The 17,390-nt window shown below is 58.9% G+C and carries 13 protein-coding genes and 2 pseudogenes (1 of these 15 only partly in view); 7 read left to right on the top strand and 8 right to left on the bottom strand.

Features of this window, described 5'->3' with window-relative positions; all coding sequences use genetic code 11:
* Window positions 1–89: 89 nt before the first annotated feature.
* The 3 genes from A3H92_12130 to A3H92_12120 all read right to left on the bottom strand — a co-directional run bounded on the left by A3H92_12130 (window position 90) and on the right by A3H92_12120 (window position 3,438).
* On the bottom strand, window positions 90–629 hold the full coding sequence (locus tag A3H92_12130) for a molybdenum cofactor biosynthesis protein B (GenBank protein OHC73298.1): 540 nt from the start codon (window positions 627–629) through the stop codon (window positions 90–92).
* The gene (locus tag A3H92_12125; protein ID OHC73297.1) at window positions 589–2,439 is read right to left on the bottom strand and encodes a hypothetical protein; all 1,851 of its coding nucleotides are present in this window, start codon (window positions 2,437–2,439) and stop codon (window positions 589–591) included. Before A3H92_12125 ends, A3H92_12130 begins: the two co-directional genes overlap by 41 nt.
* 231 nt (window positions 2,440–2,670) lie before the next feature.
* Entirely contained in the window at window positions 2,671–3,438 is a 768-nt protein-coding gene (locus A3H92_12120; GenBank protein ID OHC73296.1) for a hypothetical protein, read from the bottom strand.
* A 348-nt stretch (window positions 3,439–3,786) separates the two neighbouring features.
* Here A3H92_12120 and A3H92_12115 point away from each other — a divergent pair, with 348 nt between their 5' ends.
* Entirely contained in the window at window positions 3,787–5,394 is a 1,608-nt protein-coding gene (locus tag A3H92_12115; GenBank protein ID OHC73380.1) for an electron transfer flavoprotein-ubiquinone oxidoreductase, read from the top strand.
* Between the two features lie 16 nt (window positions 5,395–5,410).
* On the opposite strand, the gene A3H92_12110 is transcribed toward A3H92_12115, so the two are convergent.
* Window positions 5,411–5,893: a hypothetical protein gene (locus A3H92_12110; protein OHC73295.1), complete on the bottom strand. Its 483-nt coding sequence runs from the start codon at window positions 5,891–5,893 to the stop codon at window positions 5,411–5,413.
* Between the two features lie 37 nt (window positions 5,894–5,930).
* Window positions 5,931–7,142, bottom strand: a complete 1,212-nt coding sequence (locus A3H92_12105; protein OHC73294.1) for a hypothetical protein — start codon at window positions 7,140–7,142, stop codon at window positions 5,931–5,933.
* 277 nt (window positions 7,143–7,419) lie between these two features.
* Between A3H92_12105 and A3H92_12100 the strand changes: the two genes are divergently transcribed.
* The 3 genes and pseudogenes from A3H92_12100 to A3H92_12090 all read left to right on the top strand — a co-directional run bounded on the left by A3H92_12100 (window position 7,420) and on the right by A3H92_12090 (window position 10,672).
* Window positions 7,420–8,055, top strand: a complete 636-nt coding sequence (locus tag A3H92_12100) for a hypothetical protein (protein OHC73293.1) — start codon at window positions 7,420–7,422, stop codon at window positions 8,053–8,055.
* A 53-nt stretch (window positions 8,056–8,108) separates the two neighbouring features.
* Complete coding sequence (locus A3H92_12095; GenBank protein OHC73292.1) at window positions 8,109–8,432, top strand: ATP-dependent Clp protease adapter ClpS; 324 nt, start codon at window positions 8,109–8,111, stop codon at window positions 8,430–8,432.
* Window positions 8,433–8,434: 2 nt separating this feature from the next.
* Window positions 8,435–10,672: pseudogene (locus tag A3H92_12090) on the top strand (ATP-dependent Clp protease ATP-binding subunit ClpA).
* 94 nt (window positions 10,673–10,766) lie between these two features.
* On the opposite strand, the gene A3H92_12085 reads toward A3H92_12090, so the two are convergent.
* From A3H92_12085 to A3H92_12075, 3 genes are all read right to left on the bottom strand, one after another.
* Window positions 10,767–11,273, bottom strand: a complete 507-nt coding sequence (locus A3H92_12085; protein ID OHC73291.1) for a hypothetical protein — start codon at window positions 11,271–11,273, stop codon at window positions 10,767–10,769.
* Between the two features lie 273 nt (window positions 11,274–11,546).
* Window positions 11,547–12,011, bottom strand: coding sequence for a hypothetical protein (locus tag A3H92_12080; GenBank protein OHC73290.1), 465 nt, complete (start codon window positions 12,009–12,011; stop codon window positions 11,547–11,549).
* Window positions 12,012–12,130: 119 nt separating this feature from the next.
* On the bottom strand, window positions 12,131–15,781 hold the full coding sequence (locus A3H92_12075) for a ribonucleoside-diphosphate reductase, adenosylcobalamin-dependent (protein OHC73289.1): 3,651 nt from the start codon (window positions 15,779–15,781) through the stop codon (window positions 12,131–12,133).
* Window positions 15,782–16,081: 300 nt separating this feature from the next.
* On the opposite strand from A3H92_12075, the gene A3H92_12070 reads away from it, so the two are divergent.
* The 3 genes and pseudogenes from A3H92_12070 to A3H92_12060 all read left to right on the top strand — a co-directional run.
* Window positions 16,082–16,438, top strand: a complete 357-nt coding sequence (locus A3H92_12070; protein OHC73379.1) for an NADH dehydrogenase — start codon at window positions 16,082–16,084, stop codon at window positions 16,436–16,438.
* 10 nt (window positions 16,439–16,448) lie between these two features.
* Window positions 16,449–16,940: a hypothetical protein gene (locus A3H92_12065; protein ID OHC73288.1), complete on the top strand. Its 492-nt coding sequence runs from the start codon at window positions 16,449–16,451 to the stop codon at window positions 16,938–16,940.
* A 2-nt stretch (window positions 16,941–16,942) separates the two neighbouring features.
* Window positions 16,943–17,390 (top strand): annotated as a pseudogene (locus A3H92_12060) (outer membrane lipid asymmetry maintenance protein MlaD) (it continues 86 nt past the right edge of the window).

The raw sequence follows: 17,390 nt of genomic DNA, 5'->3' as shown, positions 1-17,390 counted from the left end.
GGTTCCGGTCGCACGCCCCCTCACCCGACCGCTGACGCGGTCATCCTCTCCCGCAAGGGGAGAGGGGTAATTTTTCCCGTCGGGCTTTTTCAGGTCGTCAGGTGTTCCCTGAGCCTCGGCATCAGTTCGACGAAGTTGCAGGGATGATGTCTTGAGTCAAGCTGGTGGACCAGGATGTCGTCCCAGGCGTCCTTGCAGGCGCCGGTCGAGCCGGGAACGGCGAACAGATAGGTGCCGCCGGCGACTCCCGCCGTGGCCCGCGATTGCAGCGCCGAGGTCTTGATCTTGTCGTAGCTGAGCATCCTGAACAGTTCGCCGAAGCCGGGGATTTCCTTGTCATACAGCGCGTGAAAGGCCTCCGGCGTGACGTCGCGTCCGGTGATGCCTGTGCCGCCGGTGGCGATGACGGCGTCAATGGCGGGGTCGGCGATCCACTTTTTGACCGTGGCGACGATGGCGGCGACCTCGTCCTTGACGATCTCGCGGGCGGCGACCTTGTGGCCGGCGCCGTTGATGCGGTCAACCAGGGTTCGGCCTGATGTGTCGGTGTCGATGGTGCGTGAATCAGATACGGTCAGCACCGCAATGTTAACGGGCAGAAATTCCCGCTCGCCTTCTATTTTCGCCATTTTCAGCCACCTGCAAGGATTCTTTGTCCTGCGCTATATAAAGCGGCCAGTCGCCGGCGGCAATAGCGTCCAGCGAGGGCGCCGCCTGGCCCAGGCGATCATGATATATCCACAGGTTGGTGAAGACGCGCTCGATAAAATTGCGGGTTTCATGCGAGGGCAGGGTCTCGATAAAGAACAGCGAGTCGTCAAGGTCATCGACCTTGCGCCGCCACTTGCTGAGATTGCCGAGACCGCCGTTCCAGGCGGCGGTCATCAGGAACATGTCGCCTTTGATCTTGTCGTCGTTGAGCAGCATATGGATGTATTTCTGACCCAGCCGCAGATTGACCTCCGGCTCGAACAAGGCCTGCTTCCCGGAGCCGTGAAGAAGACGGTCGCGAGCGACAAAGCTGGCCGTTTTCGGCATCAACTGCATCAGGCCGCGTGCGCCGGCGCGGCTCTTGGCCTTGGGGTTAAATTGCGATTCCTGGCGGATAAGGGCGTAAACCAGCGCCCGGTCCACGCTGTAGCTTTCCTCGCCCTCCCAGTCGGGAAGCGGATAGGCGGCGCCGTCATAGCCGCCGCCGTCGGGAAACAACCGCATATCCAGACGGCCCGCCAGCGACGACATGCCGGCGCGGACAGCCACCGACAGGATGCCCTTGGCGACATCTTCCCCGGCGACGGCGGACAGGTTGCGCAGTTCAAGCTCGGCGCGATAGGTCATCCCCGTCTGCAACAAAGCCAAAGCGCGGCGTCCCGGCGGCGCCTTGTATAATTTGTCGATAGTCGCCTGATCCAGGTCCGGCGACGTCCAGCGGAACGGCATGGGCATTCCCAGCAACCGATGCGCCAGCAATCCATAGAAGGTGCGCGGATGCCCGGCGGCCGACATCAACAGGGGATTGTACTTTTCAGGAGCGCCGCCGACCAGGGAGGAGCGCGCCGCCCAGAAGTATCCCGCCGAGATCATCCACGGCGAAATGCCGGGCGCTTTCGCCACCGCCTCGAAGTGACGCGCCGCGTCGCCGTAACGCTTCAGACGCCATGATATCAGTCCCGCCGTCCAGTCGGCGTCGGGAACGCGGGCGCCGGAACGCTTCGCCGCCTTGGTCGCCCACTCCAAAGCCAGATCGTCATGACCGTCGGTGAAATAGCGGGCCGCCAACTGGGCGGCGGCCTGATCATATTCAACGGCGCCGAGCTGAGTTTTGGCTTCCGTGGAAAGTAAAAACCGGCTGACCGATTTGCTCATGCCGTTACGCAACCGGCTGCGAATATCCCTGTTCCGCGCCGAGACTTCCGGGCTTCGCCGGCGGCTCATTTGTCCTGCCGAGGCCTTGGCCTTGCCGCCGGAAATTTTTTGGGCGTTGGCAATGCCGGAATCGTAAAAGACTGCCGGGCGGGCCGGTTCTTGCTGATTCTTGTGACGCCGGGTCAGCGCCAGCTTGTAGATTTCCGGGGCATAGGGAAGATCGGCATAGCTGTCCATCCACTCTTTAAGCTCCTTGTATCCGGAGCGGTACCTAGTGGGGTGCAGATAGCGTTGCGCCATAACATGGCCGATAAGAAGACGATCTTCAAGCGCGGCGATCAGCTTGTCGGCGGCCTTCCAGTCGCCGTCTTCCTGAATATCAAAAATGCGCTGGTAACGATCAGCGTCCGCCTCCGACAGAACGGTGGGGAGTCTGTCTAAGTCCTCGTCAGCCATGCCCGAAGAAAGAGCCGCCACTTCGGCGTTATCAGCGGCGGCGGCCCCGCTGAAGGCCGGTAAAAACGCGCCGAATAATATTAAAAAACAAATGGAAGAGCGCCGGAACAAAATCATTCTATTACATAACCATATTATAGTTGGATTAAGCTCGTCTCGCCGGGTTGAAATTCAATATGCACCTATAAAGCATCTTTAAACCGCAGGCAACCGAAAGCGACAACGGAAACTACCCATATCTTGTAGATAAGATCAAGCTATATTCAATACTTTGTGGATGGGCATAAAAATGTGGATAAAATAACGGATCAACGAAACAAGGCGCGCCAAGTCATAAAGAGAATAGTTTTACAGTTCTCCCAGCTTCCTTTTGATGGCCAGCATATCGCGCCAGGCCTCGCGTTTTTGCGCCGGGGTATTTTGCAGATTGTCCGGATGGAAAACGGCGATGGCGTGAACCGGTCGCGCCAGGCGCGGCGTCGTATAAGTAAGCCAGCGCCCCCTGATCCGGCTGATGCCGGACGTTTGCGCCAGCATCGACTTGGCGGCGGCCCCGCCGAGGGTAACCAGGATGTAAGGATCAACCAGCTCCACAAGGCGCTCGACGAAAGGCATGCAGACGGCCGTCTCCGCCGGCGTCGGGTTGCGATCGCCGGGGGGGCGCCAAAATATGGCGTTGGCGATCATCGCCCTGGTTCTGTCAAGGCCGATGGAATCGAGCATGCGGTCCAGCAGCTTGCCGCCGGAACCGACAAAGGGGAGGCCCCGGCGGTCCTCTTCGGCGCCGGGGGCATCGCCGATAAAAATGATTTTCGCATCCGCCGAACCGTCGGCAAAGACCAGGTTGGTCGCCGTTTTGCTTAACGCGCAGCCGTCAAACCGTTCAAGAGCATGCCGCAGTTCGTCCACCGTTTGAGCCTTCGCCGCCAGTTCGCAGGCGTAGTGGACGGCGCTCTCGGTATTGGCCATGGCGGCCCTGACCGGAATGGGGGGCGTTGCGGCAACGGCGGGAATGACGACGGCGAAACGATCCGTCGGCGCATCGCCGATGGTCTCATCAACGCCGGATTCAATGTACCATTGGAGCAGTTGACGGGTTGAAAGCGGTAAGGTCATGACGCGGTACTAGGGCCAAAACTCATTAAACTCATGAAATTCTGTGACATCAAAATGACCGAGGGACAAGGAGAATCGGCGAAGGCGGGCCTGAAGGCCCCCGGCGAGCCGATTTTCCGCCGTCCATTCGGTCATTCTGATGTCACCCTTCTCGGGCGCGGCAGAAAAGGCGACCGGACGTTTTCAAAGGCCTCAACCGTAGCAAATACTACGCTTTTCGGCCTTTTCATAGCCGGGTCGCCTTTTCTGCTTCGCGCAGAATTCATGAATTTAGTGAGTCTTGGCCCTGATAGCGAAAGACGGCGGCGACTTCTATTGGTAACATTAAGCGGAATGCGGAGGGATGATATGGAACGGGAATCGATGGAATTCGGCGTTGTCATTGTCGGCGGCGGGCCGGCGGGACTGAGCGCCGCCATCCGGCTTCGTCAGTTGGCCGTCGAACATGACCGCGACATTTCCGTCTGCGTCGTTGAAAAGGGGGCCGAGATCGGATCCCATATTCTTTCCGGCGCCGTTCTTGATCCGTCGGCCCTTGACGAGTTGATTCCCGACTGGAAGGAAAAAGGGGCGCCGCTGAACGTTCCGGTCGTCTCGGACAGGTTTCTTTTTCTGACGGAGAGCGGTTCTCTGCGCTTGCCGACGCCGCCGCAAATGAACAATCGCGGCAACTATGTGATCAGTCTGGGCAACCTTACCCGCTGGCTGGCCGAGCAGGCTGCGGAGTTGGGAGTGGAGATTTTCCCCGGCTTCGCCGCCGCCGAGATACTCTATAACCATGAAGGCGCCGTCGTCGGCATCGCCACCGGCGACAAGGGATTGAACAAGGACGGCAGGCCGGGCGACAACTTTCAGCCCGGCGTCGAACTGCGCGCCGAAACCACGCTGTTCGCCGAAGGCTGCCGAGGCTCCCTGACCAAGGCTTTATTCAAACGTTTCGACCTGGGCAAAGACTCCGACCCCCAGATATACGGCATCGGCGTCAAGGAGCTGTGGGAGATCGATCCGGCCAGCCATGCCCCCGGCTCGGTGACCCACACCGTCGGTTGGCCGCTGGACAGGCGCACCTACGGCGGCTCTTTCATCTATCATCTGGAAAACAATCAGGCGGCGGTCGGCTTCATCGTCGGCCTGGATTATGAAAACCCCTATCTCAGCCCCTTTGACGAGATGCAGCGCTTCAAGACTCATCCCTCCATTCGCCCCCTGTTCGCCGGCGCCCGCCGCCTCGCTTACGGCGCCCGCGCTCTCAACGAAGGCGGCTTCCAGTCGATTCCGGCATTGGTTTTCCCCGGCGGGGCGTTGATCGGCGCCGCCGCCGGTTTTATGAATGTTCCAAGAATCAAGGGAATCCACACCGCCATGAAGTCAGCCATGCTGGCCGCCGAGGCGGCGTTTGCGGGCAATCTTGCTTCATACCCCGAGGCGCTGAAGCGCTCTTGGGCGTGGAAAGAGCTGTATCGGGCGCGCAATATCCGCCCGTCCTTCCGTTTCGGATTATGGGGAGGAATCGCCTATTCGGCCATCGACACTTACCTGCTGGGCGGGCGGGCGCCGTGGACCCTGCGCCACCGACGCCCCGACCATGAAACGCTCGGCAAGGCCTGTGATTTCAACAAGATCGACTACCCCAAGCCGGATGGCGCACTCACCTTCGACAGGTTATCCTCGGTCTATATTTCCAATACCGGCCACGAGGAAAACCAGCCCTGCCATCTGAAACTGAAGGATGCGGAGATTCCGCTAAGCGTTAATCTGGCCGTCTACGCCGGCCCCGAACAACGCTTCTGTCCCGCCGGAGTTTACGAGTTCATCGACGACGGCAACGGTCCCCGTCTGCAAATCAACGCCGCCAACTGCGTTCACTGCAAAACCTGCGACATCAAGGACCCGACGCAAAACATCGACTGGACAACGCCGGAGGGCGGCGGCGGCCCTAATTATCCCAATATGTGAGCAATATTTCGCGGAGTCAGTATACGTCCGTCGCCTCGGCGGATTCGGCGACGCTGTACTGATGGATAAGGGGGGCGTGAGCCTTGGCGATTTCCAGTTCCTTGCCGACCATGACCGACGCATAGTTCTTGTCCTGCCCCATTATATGTTTGGTCAGCCAGTTATTGAGGAAGGCCCTGGTTTCGGCGCTCAATGATTCCGAAGGGGCGACGGCGTGCCGGCGGCATATTTCCTTTATTTGTTCACAAAGGTTGAGGTGAACCTTGTGGTGCGCATCAACGTCGGAGTAGCCGCAGGCGCGCATCAGAACCTCTTCGCGGATGAAGTGGAAATCCGTGTACTCGTAGATGCCGTCGAGAATCTTGCCGATCCTGTCGGCGTCTTGTTTTGACTCTACCGCGTCGTTGAATTTTTTAATCAGGTTGATGAGAAACCTGTGATCGGCATCGAGAATGTGGACGCCTACGCTAAGACCTTCGGACCATTCGATGGTTGTCATTCGTGATGCCTTTTTGACAAATGTGAGGACGCGCCCTTCAGGCGGCTTTCCACGCCGTTACTTCCATGCAGTCGATATCCCGGCGTTTCAGGCTCAGACAAGCCTGGTAGGCTTGTTTTTTACTGAGGCCCTGGATGCGCGCCCGGTACATGGGTTTACGGTTGTTCTTCTGGAGGGGGGCCACCGTGACGGAGCCGCCCTGCAGGATATCGGGAAATTTTTCGGCGATTTTCCGGGCAACGTTGTAGGCCGGCTGGTATTGGTTGTAGACGCCGACCTGGATCGCCCACTGGCCGTCCGGCGCCGTAGCGGAGGGGGCAGGGGTGGAATCGGCGGTTTCCGTTTTGCGCTTGCGCAGGGGCGGCCCGTTCCGGGCCGTTGACGGCTGATCCTGGAGCGATGACGGCTTGTTTTGCGCCGATGACGGCGTTCCGATCAGGTTAAATCCCTTGTCCAGCAGACCGGCCATCAGGCGATCACGCGCTTTGGCGGTGTTGCCGCCCAGGACGACGCCGATCAGACGGCGGCCGCCGCGCTCCGCCGAGGCCACCAGATTAAAGCCGGACGCCTTGATATATCCGGTTTTGATGCCGTCGGCGCCGTCGTAGGACTTGAGCAGCCGGTTATGGGTCTTGTAGGTCACATTGTTATAGGTGAACTCTTCAGCCGAGAAATAGTGGTAGTAGTGCGGAAAATCCCTGAGCAGCCTGTGGGCCAGCAGCGCCATGTCCCGCGCCGTGCTGAGTTGTCCCTGATGGGGCAAGCCCGACGGATTGCGAAACGTGGTGCGGGACATCCCCAGTTGGCGGGCCTTGGCGGTCATTTCCAGGGCGAAATTATTCTGGGAGCCGCTGAGAGCTTCGGCGACGACAACGGCAACGTCGTTAGCCGACTTGACGGCGAGGGCCAAAATAGCCTGACTGACGGTGATCGTCTGGCCTTTCGTCATCCCCAGCGCCGATGCCGGTTGACCGGCTGAAACGTCGGAAACGTTCATAGCGGTGCTCATCTTGATCCGGCCCTTGTCGAGAGCCTCGAAGAGCAGATAAAGCGTCATCATCTTGGTCAATGACGCCGGATAGTTCAGGGCGTGCGGATTGTCCTGATGCAGAACCTTGCCGGTGTTGGCGTCGATAACCATGGAGGCGTACTTGGCCGATGCCGGGACGGCGGACAGAATCGAAAAACCCACCGTCCACAGGAGGATCGTAAAGATAAAACGTCGGTTGTTAGCGGAGCCTGATTTCATCGTTACTCCCATATCCCCGGTTGCGCTGCTCAATGGTAGCCCTGAATCGGTTTCATGCATAATGGTTTCCTTGACCTTAGACAATAACCATGGCCCCGTCTCAAGAAGTTTTGTTAGAATCATTTTTACTTCTGTTATAGATAATAAAGGATTAACGGACGTGAATCCGGCGCCTGCATATCTTGTCGCGCCGACCCGAAGTTACTATTTAATTCTCATCAAATAAAAAGGTCAAAAAATGCCTATCTCTCTTAAAATACAGGCCTTGCGGCGGTGTTTGACCGCCGCCGTTATTGCCGCGCCGGTTTACGCAATGTCGTCTTTTTCAGCTATGGCGGCCGAGTGCGCCGAGTTTCCGCAAGTAGACTGGTGGGGGCCGATGAGCCACGAGCGGGTTACCACCTATGTAAAGGTAAAGCACAAAGGCGATTGGGCGGACTATACTGAAAAATGGGAGCGGCAACTGGCCCTGGCGCAGGGCGCCGGCGGCAAGGGAACCTCTTTGGTCACGCCGAACGGAGCGACGATTGCGGGGCCGGCGCTGAGTGAATATATCGGAAAGCTGCAAAAGAGAATCGACGTCACCAAATGTCTTGCCGAAGAGGATAAAAAGGGCGGCGCCGCCGCAACGCCGTTCGCCCCGAGCGCCGCCGATTCGTCGTCTCAGACCGGCCCCGGAGCAGCCAAGGCCAAGGCCGCAGGATGCACGGGCTGCCATGGCGTCGACGGCATGTCCGCCCAGCCGTCTACTCCCCATCTGGCCGGCCAGAGGGAGATGTACATGGTCAAGAGGATGATGGAATTCAAGAAGAGCGGGGAACACGGCGTTTCCAAGCCGGATATAAGCACGGAAGCCGAAGCTCTCAGCTTTAAGGATATTCAGGAAATTTCGGCTTTTTTCGCCGCCCAGTAGGGACGCCTCAAGCTTTTTGTGATAACATGCGGACGGTTTCGCGGTAAGGATTGATGAGCAACAGACCAGGCGATATCGACAGTCCCGATTCCGGCGTCGCCGTCAAGTCGCGGCCCAGGACCAAAAAACCGTCCATGTACAAGGTCTTGATGCTGAATGACGACTATACGCCGATGGAGTTTGTCGTTCAGGTTCTTGAGCAGATATTCGCCATGGGCCGTGAGGACGCCACGCGCATCATGTTTCAGGTTCATCAGACGGGTATCGGCATTTGCGGCGTTTTTACCTACGAAATCGCCGAAACCAAGGCGGCTCAGGTGATGGATATGGCGCGCCGGGCGCAGCATCCCCTTCAATGCGCCATTGAGAAAGAGTGATCATGTTATCCCGTAATCTGGAAAAGACCCTGCATAAGGCGTTGGCGCTGGCCGCCGAGCGCAATCACGAGTATGCGACCCTTGAGCATCTGCTTCTGGCGTTGACGGAAGATCACGACGCAATAGCGGTGCTACGCGCCTGCGGCGTTGAAATTGAACGCCTGCGGAGCGACCTGACCGGGTTTATCGACAATGAGCTTACCGACTTCAGCGCCGTTCCCGACGGCGATCCCAAGCCCACCTCCGGCTTCCAGCGGGTGATTCAGCGCGCCATTATTCATGTGCAGTCCTCCGGCCGCGAGGAGGTTACGGGCGCCAATGTGCTGGTGGCGCTGTTTTCGGAACGTGAATCTCACGCCGTTTATTTTTTGCAGGTTCACGACATGACGCGGTTTGACGCCGTCAATTATATCTCCCACGGCATCGCCAAGGTTCCCGGCCGGCCCCGGCCGCACGCCGTTCACGGCGCCGAGGATGAGGAGCGGAGCGAGGACGACGAACCGGCGGTCAAGAAGGGTAACGAAGCCCTTAATACCTACTGCGTCAACCTCAACGAGAAGGCGGCTAACGGCCGCATCGACCCGTTGATCGGTCGTGACGCGGAGGTGGACCGCACCATTCAGGTGCTGTGCCGCCGCAATAAAAACAATCCCCTGTATGTCGGCGACCCCGGCGTCGGCAAGACGGCCATCGCCGAGGGGCTGGCCCGGCGCATTGTTCACGGCGAGGTTCCCGAGGTGCTGCAAGACGCCGTTATCTTCGCCCTGGATATGGGGGCGCTGCTTGCCGGCACCCGCTATCGCGGCGATTTCGAGGAGCGCCTCAAGGGAGTCATCACCGAGCTTGAGAATACCGAAGGATCGGTTCTGTTCATCGACGAGATACATACCGTGATCGGCGCCGGCGCCACTTCCGGCGGCTCCATGGACGCTTCCAATATCCTGAAGCCGGCGTTGCAGAGCGGTGCCGTGCGCTGCATGGGATCGACCACCTATAAGGAATACCGCAATCACTTCGAGAAGGATCGCGCCCTGGTGCGCCGCTTTCAGAAGATCGACGTGCATGAGCCGTCCGTCGAGGATACGGTCAAGATTCTCCACGGCCTCAAGCCGTATTTCGAGGAACATCACAAGGTGCGCTATACCGCCGAGGCGATTCGCCAGGCGGTAGAGTTGTCGGCGCGCTATATTTCCGACCGCAAACTCCCCGACAAGGCCATTGATGTTATCGATGAGGTCGGCGCTTCGCGCATGTTGCTGCCCGAGAATAAACGTCGCAAGACGGTCGGCGTCAAGGATATCGAGAAAGTGGTGGCGATGATCGCCCGCATTCCGACGAAGAATGTCTCCGCCGACGACCGCAAGGCGCTGAAGACGCTGGAGCGTGACCTTAAGGCCATGGTTTTCGGCCAGGACGCGGCCATTGATGCGCTGGCCGGCGCCATCAAGCTGTCCCGCGCCGGTCTGCGCGAGCCGGAGAAGCCTATCGGCTCCTATCTGTTTACCGGCCCCACCGGCGTCGGCAAGACCGAGGTCGCCCGCCAACTGGCGCTGATCCTCGGCGTCGAACTGACCCGCTTTGATATGTCCGAGTACATGGAGCGCCACAGCGTTTCCAGGCTGATCGGCGCGCCGCCGGGGTATGTCGGGTTCGACCAGGGCGGACTGCTCACCGACGCCGTTGACAAGCAGCCGCATACGGTGTTGCTGCTGGATGAGATCGAAAAGGCCCATCCCGACCTGTTCAACATTCTGTTGCAGGTGATGGACCACGGCAAGCTCACCGACCACAACGGCAAGAGCGTCGATTTCCGCAATATCATTCTGATCATGACCACCAACGCCGGCGCCGCCGATCTGGCCAAGCCGGCCATCGGCTTTGAGCGGGAGGAGAGAACCGGCGATGACAAGGAAGCGATTGAGCGCATGTTCACGCCTGAATTCCGCAACCGCCTGGACGCCGTTATCGGCTTTTCAAGGCTGACCCCCGAGGTGGTGGCCCGTGTCGTTGACAAGTTCATCATCGAACTGGAGACCAGATTGGAAGACCGCAACGTCATCATCAATTTCACCGACGAGGCGCGGGATTGGCTGGCGGTGAAAGGCTACGACAAGACCTTCGGCGCAAGGCCGCTGGCCCGCGTCATCCAGGAACATATCAAGACGCCCCTGGCCGACGAAATGCTGTTCGGCAAACTGATCAAGGGCGGCGTCGTCAACGTCGATTTCAAGAACGGCAAGGTCGTTTTCGACTATCCCCGTCCGCCTCAATACAACTCAATCGTCAAACGCCCCAAAATCAAAACGCCGGCAAAGGTGAGGTAGGGGGACTGCGTCATCGGCAGGCTTTGTCCGAGATGATGTCGGCCTCGTTGCCGCCCTTTGTGGACAGGGGGATATAGGCCTTGCCGGCAATGGTGTAGGTTTCTTTTTCCGCAAACTTGCCGGGGCCGGTGCGCTCGGCGATGACTTCACGGCAGGCGTTGCAGGAGTTGACGATCACCAGTCCGCCGTCGATGCGGCGCTGCAACCGGGCGCATTTCTTGCCGTCGGTTTCGCCGTCGGCGGGTTGAGACGGGGGCGGGGGAGCGACACACGGCGCGACGGACTGTATCCGCGTCAGTCCCGGACCACGGAACGACAGGTCGGTGCTGGATTTGCCCGGCACCGTATATTTGCGGGTGACGGCGGGGTCGGGGCCGGGACGCTTGTGCGTCAGGGTGACGATCTGGCATGTTTCGCAGCGGTTAACCAGCACCTCGCGCTCGTTATGCTTGCCGGCCATGACGCATTGTTCGGCGCCGGCCGTCGTCGGCCGGCAGGCGAAAAATATGCCGGCCAATAATACCAGCGGCCATTGGCGATGCCTCTTTGTTAACGGGGTTAGGGTTCCCTTAAGGGGGAAAAATCCTCCCCCTTTAGAAGGGGGAGTTAGAGGGGGTATTTGCAGCAACCTCCCCTGACCCCTCCTTGGTAAGGAGGGGAAAGCGCGGGGGTCGCCGACGGTTAATATCAATGACCGCCGGTATAACAACGCCTTCAAGAGATTCCGAGTTTTAACCATGGGCGCCATTCTACCCGGCGATAGTTAAGGGCAGGTTAGGAAGGGCGGGCCTTACCTCATCTCGAACAATCCGTCCACTTCGACGCTGACGCCGCGCGGCAATGAGGCGCAGCCCACGGCGGCCCTGGCGTGGGGGCCGATTTTCGGGCCGAAGACCTCGACCATCAGATCGGAAGCGCCGTTGATTACCTTGGGGTGATCGGTAAAATCGGGGGTGCAGTTTACAAAGCCGGTCAGTTTTACGACGCGGGTTATCCGGTCAAGATCGCCGTCGCAGGCGTGTTCGGCCTGGGCGATGAGGTTTTTGGCGCACAGGTGGGCGGCTTGGTAGCCCTGCTCGACGTTGATATTTTCGCCCAGACGCCCCAGGTATTTCAGTTCGCCGTTTTCTATGGTGATCTGGCCGGAGATGAAGATCAGAGCGCCGGTTTTCACATACGGCGCGTAGTTGGCGACGGGAGAGGCCGCCTGCGGCAGATCGATTCCCAGCTCTTTGAGGCGCGTTTTTATGGACATGTCAGACTCTTAAGAAAATGGGCGGCGTCCGGTTCGAAAACCAAACGCCGCCCCAAGTTGTCCCAGGGAGGAACCCGTAACGCTTGCCACCTTAAATGTTTCTCCCGGTCGATTTCATATCACGAGCATCCGCTGGTGCCGCCGCAGGTGTCGCACTTCAGGCAGGTGCCGTTGCGCACCAGGGTGAAGTTGCCGCATTCGGAGCATGAATCTCCTTCATAGCCTTTCATTTTGGCCTCTCTGACGTTCTTTATGCGCTTGTCCACATTCATGAAGACGGAGGGGTTCACGCTCATCGATCCGGTTATTCCGGTGGCGGTCAGTATCGCTTCCTGGGGGACCGCCGACGCCGTGGCGACGCCGTATCCCTTGTTTCCCCTGATCACCATGAAATTAGAGCGCACGAAGCCCTGACTGGTGATGCGCTCGACCGCTTCCATGGTCTCGGCGTCGGGGTGGTTGGGCAGGTTGCCTTCGTCATCGCCGCGTCCCAGGCAGGCGGGGTCCAGATCGCTGGGATTGACGTGGGCGAGATCGTTGCGCGACAGGTACGAGACCGCCAGTTCACGGAACAGGTAATCGAGAATGGAGGTCGCCATCTTGATGGTTTCGTTCCCGACAACGATGCCGGACGGTTCAAAACGGGTGAAGGTGAAGGCTTCCACATATTCTTCCAGCGGCACCCCGTATTGGAGTCCGATGGAAACGGCGATGGCGAAATTATTCATCAGGCTGCGGAAGGCTGCTCCTTCCTTATGCATATCGACGAAAATCTCGCCCAGCTTGCCGTCCTCGTATTCGCCGGTGCGCAGGTAAACCTTGTGGCCGCCGATGACCGCTTTCTGGGTGTATCCCTTGCGGCGGTGGGGCAGGCGTTGGCGCTTGGTCACGAAGCGCTCGATAATACGCTCGGAGATCACCCTGGCGCGCACGGCGTTTGATGATTCGGTTATGTCCTCGGCCATGTCGGCAACGTCATCATCGTTCAGGAGCGACGCCTGCAACGGTTGGGACAGCTTGGAGCCGTCCCGGTAAAGGGCGTTGGCCTTCAGCCCCAGACGCCAGGACATCATATAGGCTTCCTTGCAATCATCAACGGTGGCCGAGTTGGACATGTTGATGGTTTTAGAGATGGCGCCGGTGATGAAGGGCTGGCTTGCCGCCATCATGTGGATGTGGCTTTCCACCGACAGGGAACGCTTGCCGATCCGCCCGCAGGTGTTGGCGCAGTCAAAGACGGGCAGATGATGATCCTTGATGTGGGGCGCTCCCTCCAGGGTCATGGCGCCGCAGACGAAGGTATTGGCGGCTTCCACGTCTTCCCTGGAAAAGCCGATTACGCTCAACAGGTCAAACGTCACGTCGTCAAGTTTTTCGGCGGCGATGCCGAGAGTTTTGGTGCAGAATTCCTCGCCCAGCGTCCATTTGTTGAAGGCGAACTTGATGTCGAAGGCGTCGGCCATGGCGGCCTCGACGGCTTTGAGGGCTTCGTCGGTAAAGCCTTTTTTGCGCAAGTCGTCGTGGGTGACGGCCGGCGATCCTTTCAAGGCGCCGTGACCGACCGCGTAGCGGGACATCTCCTCGATCTGCAAGGCGGGGTAGCCGAGGCGCTCAAGAGCCTTGGGAACCATATTGTTGATAATCTTGAAATAGCCGCCGCCGGCCAGTTTCTTGAATTTGACCATGGCGAAGTCGGGTTCGATTCCGGTGGTGTCGCAGTCCATCACCAGACCGATGGTGCCGGTGGGGGCGATGACCGAAACCTGGGCGTTGCGGAAGCCGTGTTCCTCGCCCAGCGTCAGGGCCAGATCCCATGCGTCGCGCACGGCCCTCGCCAGTTCCTTATCGGGACAGGCTTTGCCGTCAAAAGGCAACGGCGCCACCGACAGGCCTTCGTACCCGTCCTTGACGCCGTGGGCGGCGCGGCGGTGATTGCGGATAACCCTCAGCATCGATTCGCGGTTTTCTTCATGGCCGGGGAAGGCGCCCATCTCGCCGGCCATCTCGGCCGACGTAGCATAAGCGGCGCCGGTCATGAGGGCCGAAACGGCGGCGCACAGGCTGCGCCCCTTGTCGGAGTCATAAGGAATGCCGAGGGCCATCAGATAGCCGCCGATATTGGCGAAGCCGATCCCCAGGGTGCGGAATTTGTACGACAGTTCGGCGATGCGCATGGAGGGGAACTGGGCCATCAGCACCGATATCTCAAGGGTGATCGTCCACAGCCTGACTGCTTGTTCAAAGGCGGCGACGTCGATGACGCCCTCATCTTCCTTGAGGAAGCGCACCAGATTGAGGGACGCCAGATTGCAGGCGGTGTCGTCGAGGAACATATACTCGGAGCATGGATTGGAAGCGTTGATGCGCCCGCTTTCGGGGCAGGTGTGCCACTCGTTGATGGTGGTGTCGAATTGCAGACCGGGATCGGCGCACGACCAGGTGGCGACGCCGATCTGTTCCCACAGATCGCGGGCCTTGACGCGCTTGGCGACTTTGCCGTCGGTGCGGCGGATCAGTTCCCATTCGCCGTCATTCAGCACTCTTTCCAGGAAATCGTTGGTGACGCGAACCGTGTTGTTGGAGTTCTGGCCCGACACCGTCGAGTAGGCTTCGCTGTCCCAGTCGGTGTCATAGATCGGGAAAGAAACCTCGGTGTAGCCTTGCTTGGCGAACTGAATGACCCGCTGGATATAGTTTTCGGGGATCATCGCTTTGCGGGCTTCGATGACGGCGGTTTTCAGCGCGCGGTTTTTCTTGGGATCGAAGCGGACACTATCGTCGCTGTTTTTGTCGCCGCACGCCGCCATGACCTTGTTGAGGTTTTGGTCGGCCAGTCTGGAACCGGCGACCAGAGCCGCTACTTTCTGTTCTTCCCTGGCTTTCCAGCCGACAAAGGTTTCGATGTCCGGGTGGTCAATGTCAACGATCACCATCTTGGCGGCGCGTCGCGTGGTGCCGCCCGACTTGATGGCGCCGGCGGCGCGGTCGCCGATCTTGAGGAAGCTCATCAGGCCGGAGGACTTGCCGCCGCCCGACAGGGCCTCTTCGCCGGCCCTGAGACGTGAAAAATTGGTGCCTGTCCCCGATCCGTACTTGAACAGCCGCGCTTCGCGGACCCACAGGTCCATGATGCCGCCTTCATTGACCAGATCATCATTGATGCCCTGGATGAAGCAGGCATGGGGCTGGGGATGCTCGTAGGCCGAAGTCGATTTGGTCATCTCGCCGGTGCGGTAATCAACGTAGAAATGGCCCTGGGCCGGGCTGTCGACGCCATAAGCCCAGTGAAGTCCGGTGTTAAACCACTGGGGAGAATTAGGGGCGCCGAGCTGGGCGCACAGCATGTAACGCATTTCGTCATGATAGGCGTGGGCGTCGGCTTCCGAATCGAAGAAACCGCCTTTCCATCCCCAATAGGTCCAGGCGCCGGCCATGCGGTCAAAGACCTGCTTGGCGCTTGTTTCGCCGCCGTAGCGGTTTTCCTTGGGAAGACGTTTGAGGGCCTTGTCATCGGGAACGCTCCGCCATAGCCATGAAGGAACATCGTTTTCCTCCACTTTGCGAAGCCTGGTCGGAACTCCCGCCTTGCGAAAATATTTCTGGGCGAGAACGTCGCCGGCAACCTGGGACCATGAGGCCGGAAGCTCCATCTCCTTTAATTGAAATACCGTCGATCCGTCGGGATTGCGGATTTCACTGCCGGCGGTGGTGAACTTGATCAGGTCGTAAGGCGACTCGGCATGCTCGGTAAAAAGCCTTGAAATTCGCATAGTTCCCCCTCGATAAAATTGACTCCAGCGCCGTTAAACCGGCGTTATGCAGAGTCCTTAAGACCTCCCCAACCATAAAACACACATTCACATGAAAAGTGACGTAGATACTACATCTATGTGCTTGCAAGTGCGTTAGTCACAATATGTAGGCTATTGTTGCCGGCGTATGCAACAACATTCTGCGTCGCCGGATAATTATTATGGAGCGGATTTTCTTGTATGAACCGTCCGGCAAATGCCATATTGTCGTCGCTTGCGGGATTTTTCATCCGCAATGGGGAAGCCATGAATATTCTGATGAACATCGGAACGGTTTTTTATACCCTGCTGAAGGGTAAGCTGGTCGGCGAGGACGAGCACAGGAATCGCTATTACCGGGGAACCGGCATAAAGCTTCACGGCAGGGAGCGCCGTTGGGTGCTCTACAAGGGCAAGTCCGAGGCTTCCAAGGTTCCGCCGGAATGGCACTCATGGCTTCATCACACGACGGCGGCCCCGCTTTCGGAAAGCGCCGCCAACGCCAGGCCCTGGCAAAAAGATCACCTGCCCAACCTGAGCGGCACGCCCGGCGCTTATCTGCCCTGCGGCCACGACCTCAGGGGCGGGAAGCGCGCCCCCTCGTCGGGCGATTACCATCCCTGGAAGCCGGAGTGATTTCAACCCGATGATGAGCAGCGATAATAAAGAAGCTACTAACGGAGCGATCTCGCTGGGGCTTGGCGCCTTGTTGCTGGCGGTTCTTTATGGCGGCGGGGAAGTGCGGGACAAGGCGTCCGGCAAGGACTATCTGATCAATGCCTCGTTTGATCGGATTGACGGCATTTCCATCGGCAGCGACGTGCATCTCGGCGGCATCAAGATCGGCGTCGTGGACGGTCAGGCCCTTGATAAGGGATATCGGGCGGTGCTGACCCTGAAGATTGATTCAAATGTTAAGCTGCCGACCGATACTTCGGCGGCTATCCATACCAACGGCCTGTTCGGCTCCAAATACATTGTGATTGAGCCGGGCGGCGAAAAGGAAAACATGGTGGCGGGAGACGAGATCAGCTTTACCCAGGGATCGGTGATTGTTTCCGAGTTGCTGGATTTGATCATCTCTCAAGGCAAGGCCAACCGCGCCAAACAAGCTGATGAAGCGAAGGGGAGTGAATAGACATGGGAAGAAACGCGGTTGAAACCGTCCTGGGCGCCGTCGTTCTTTTGGCCGCCGCAGTGTTTGTTCAGTTTGCCTACTCGACGGCCGAGGTCAAGGCGGTCGAGGGTTACGGCATTTCCGCCGTTTTCTACAAGATCGGGGGACTCAGCAAAGGCAGCGACGTGCGCATCAACGGCATCAAGGTGGGTACTGTCGTCGGCAACAGCCTCAACCCCGAGAACTATGACGCCGTGGTCAAAATGACCATTACGCCGGAGATCAAGTTGCCGACCGACACCGTCGCCATCATCGCCAGCGAAGGCATGATGGGGGATAAATATGTGCGTCTGGAGCCGGGTTCCGCGAAAACCTACGTCGCCTCCGGCGGCAGGATAGCCAAGACCAAGGACTTCAGATCATTGGAGGACCAGGTGGGAGAGATCATCTTCCTGGCTACCGGCGGCGACG

The sequence above is a fragment of the Rhodospirillales bacterium RIFCSPLOWO2_02_FULL_58_16 genome (assembly GCA_001830425.1).
Classification (GTDB): domain Bacteria; phylum Pseudomonadota; class Alphaproteobacteria; order Rhodospirillales; family 2-02-FULL-58-16; genus 2-02-FULL-58-16.
Note: the sequence above shows the minus strand (reverse complement) of the source record. Positions and strands in the feature narration are given on the sequence as shown.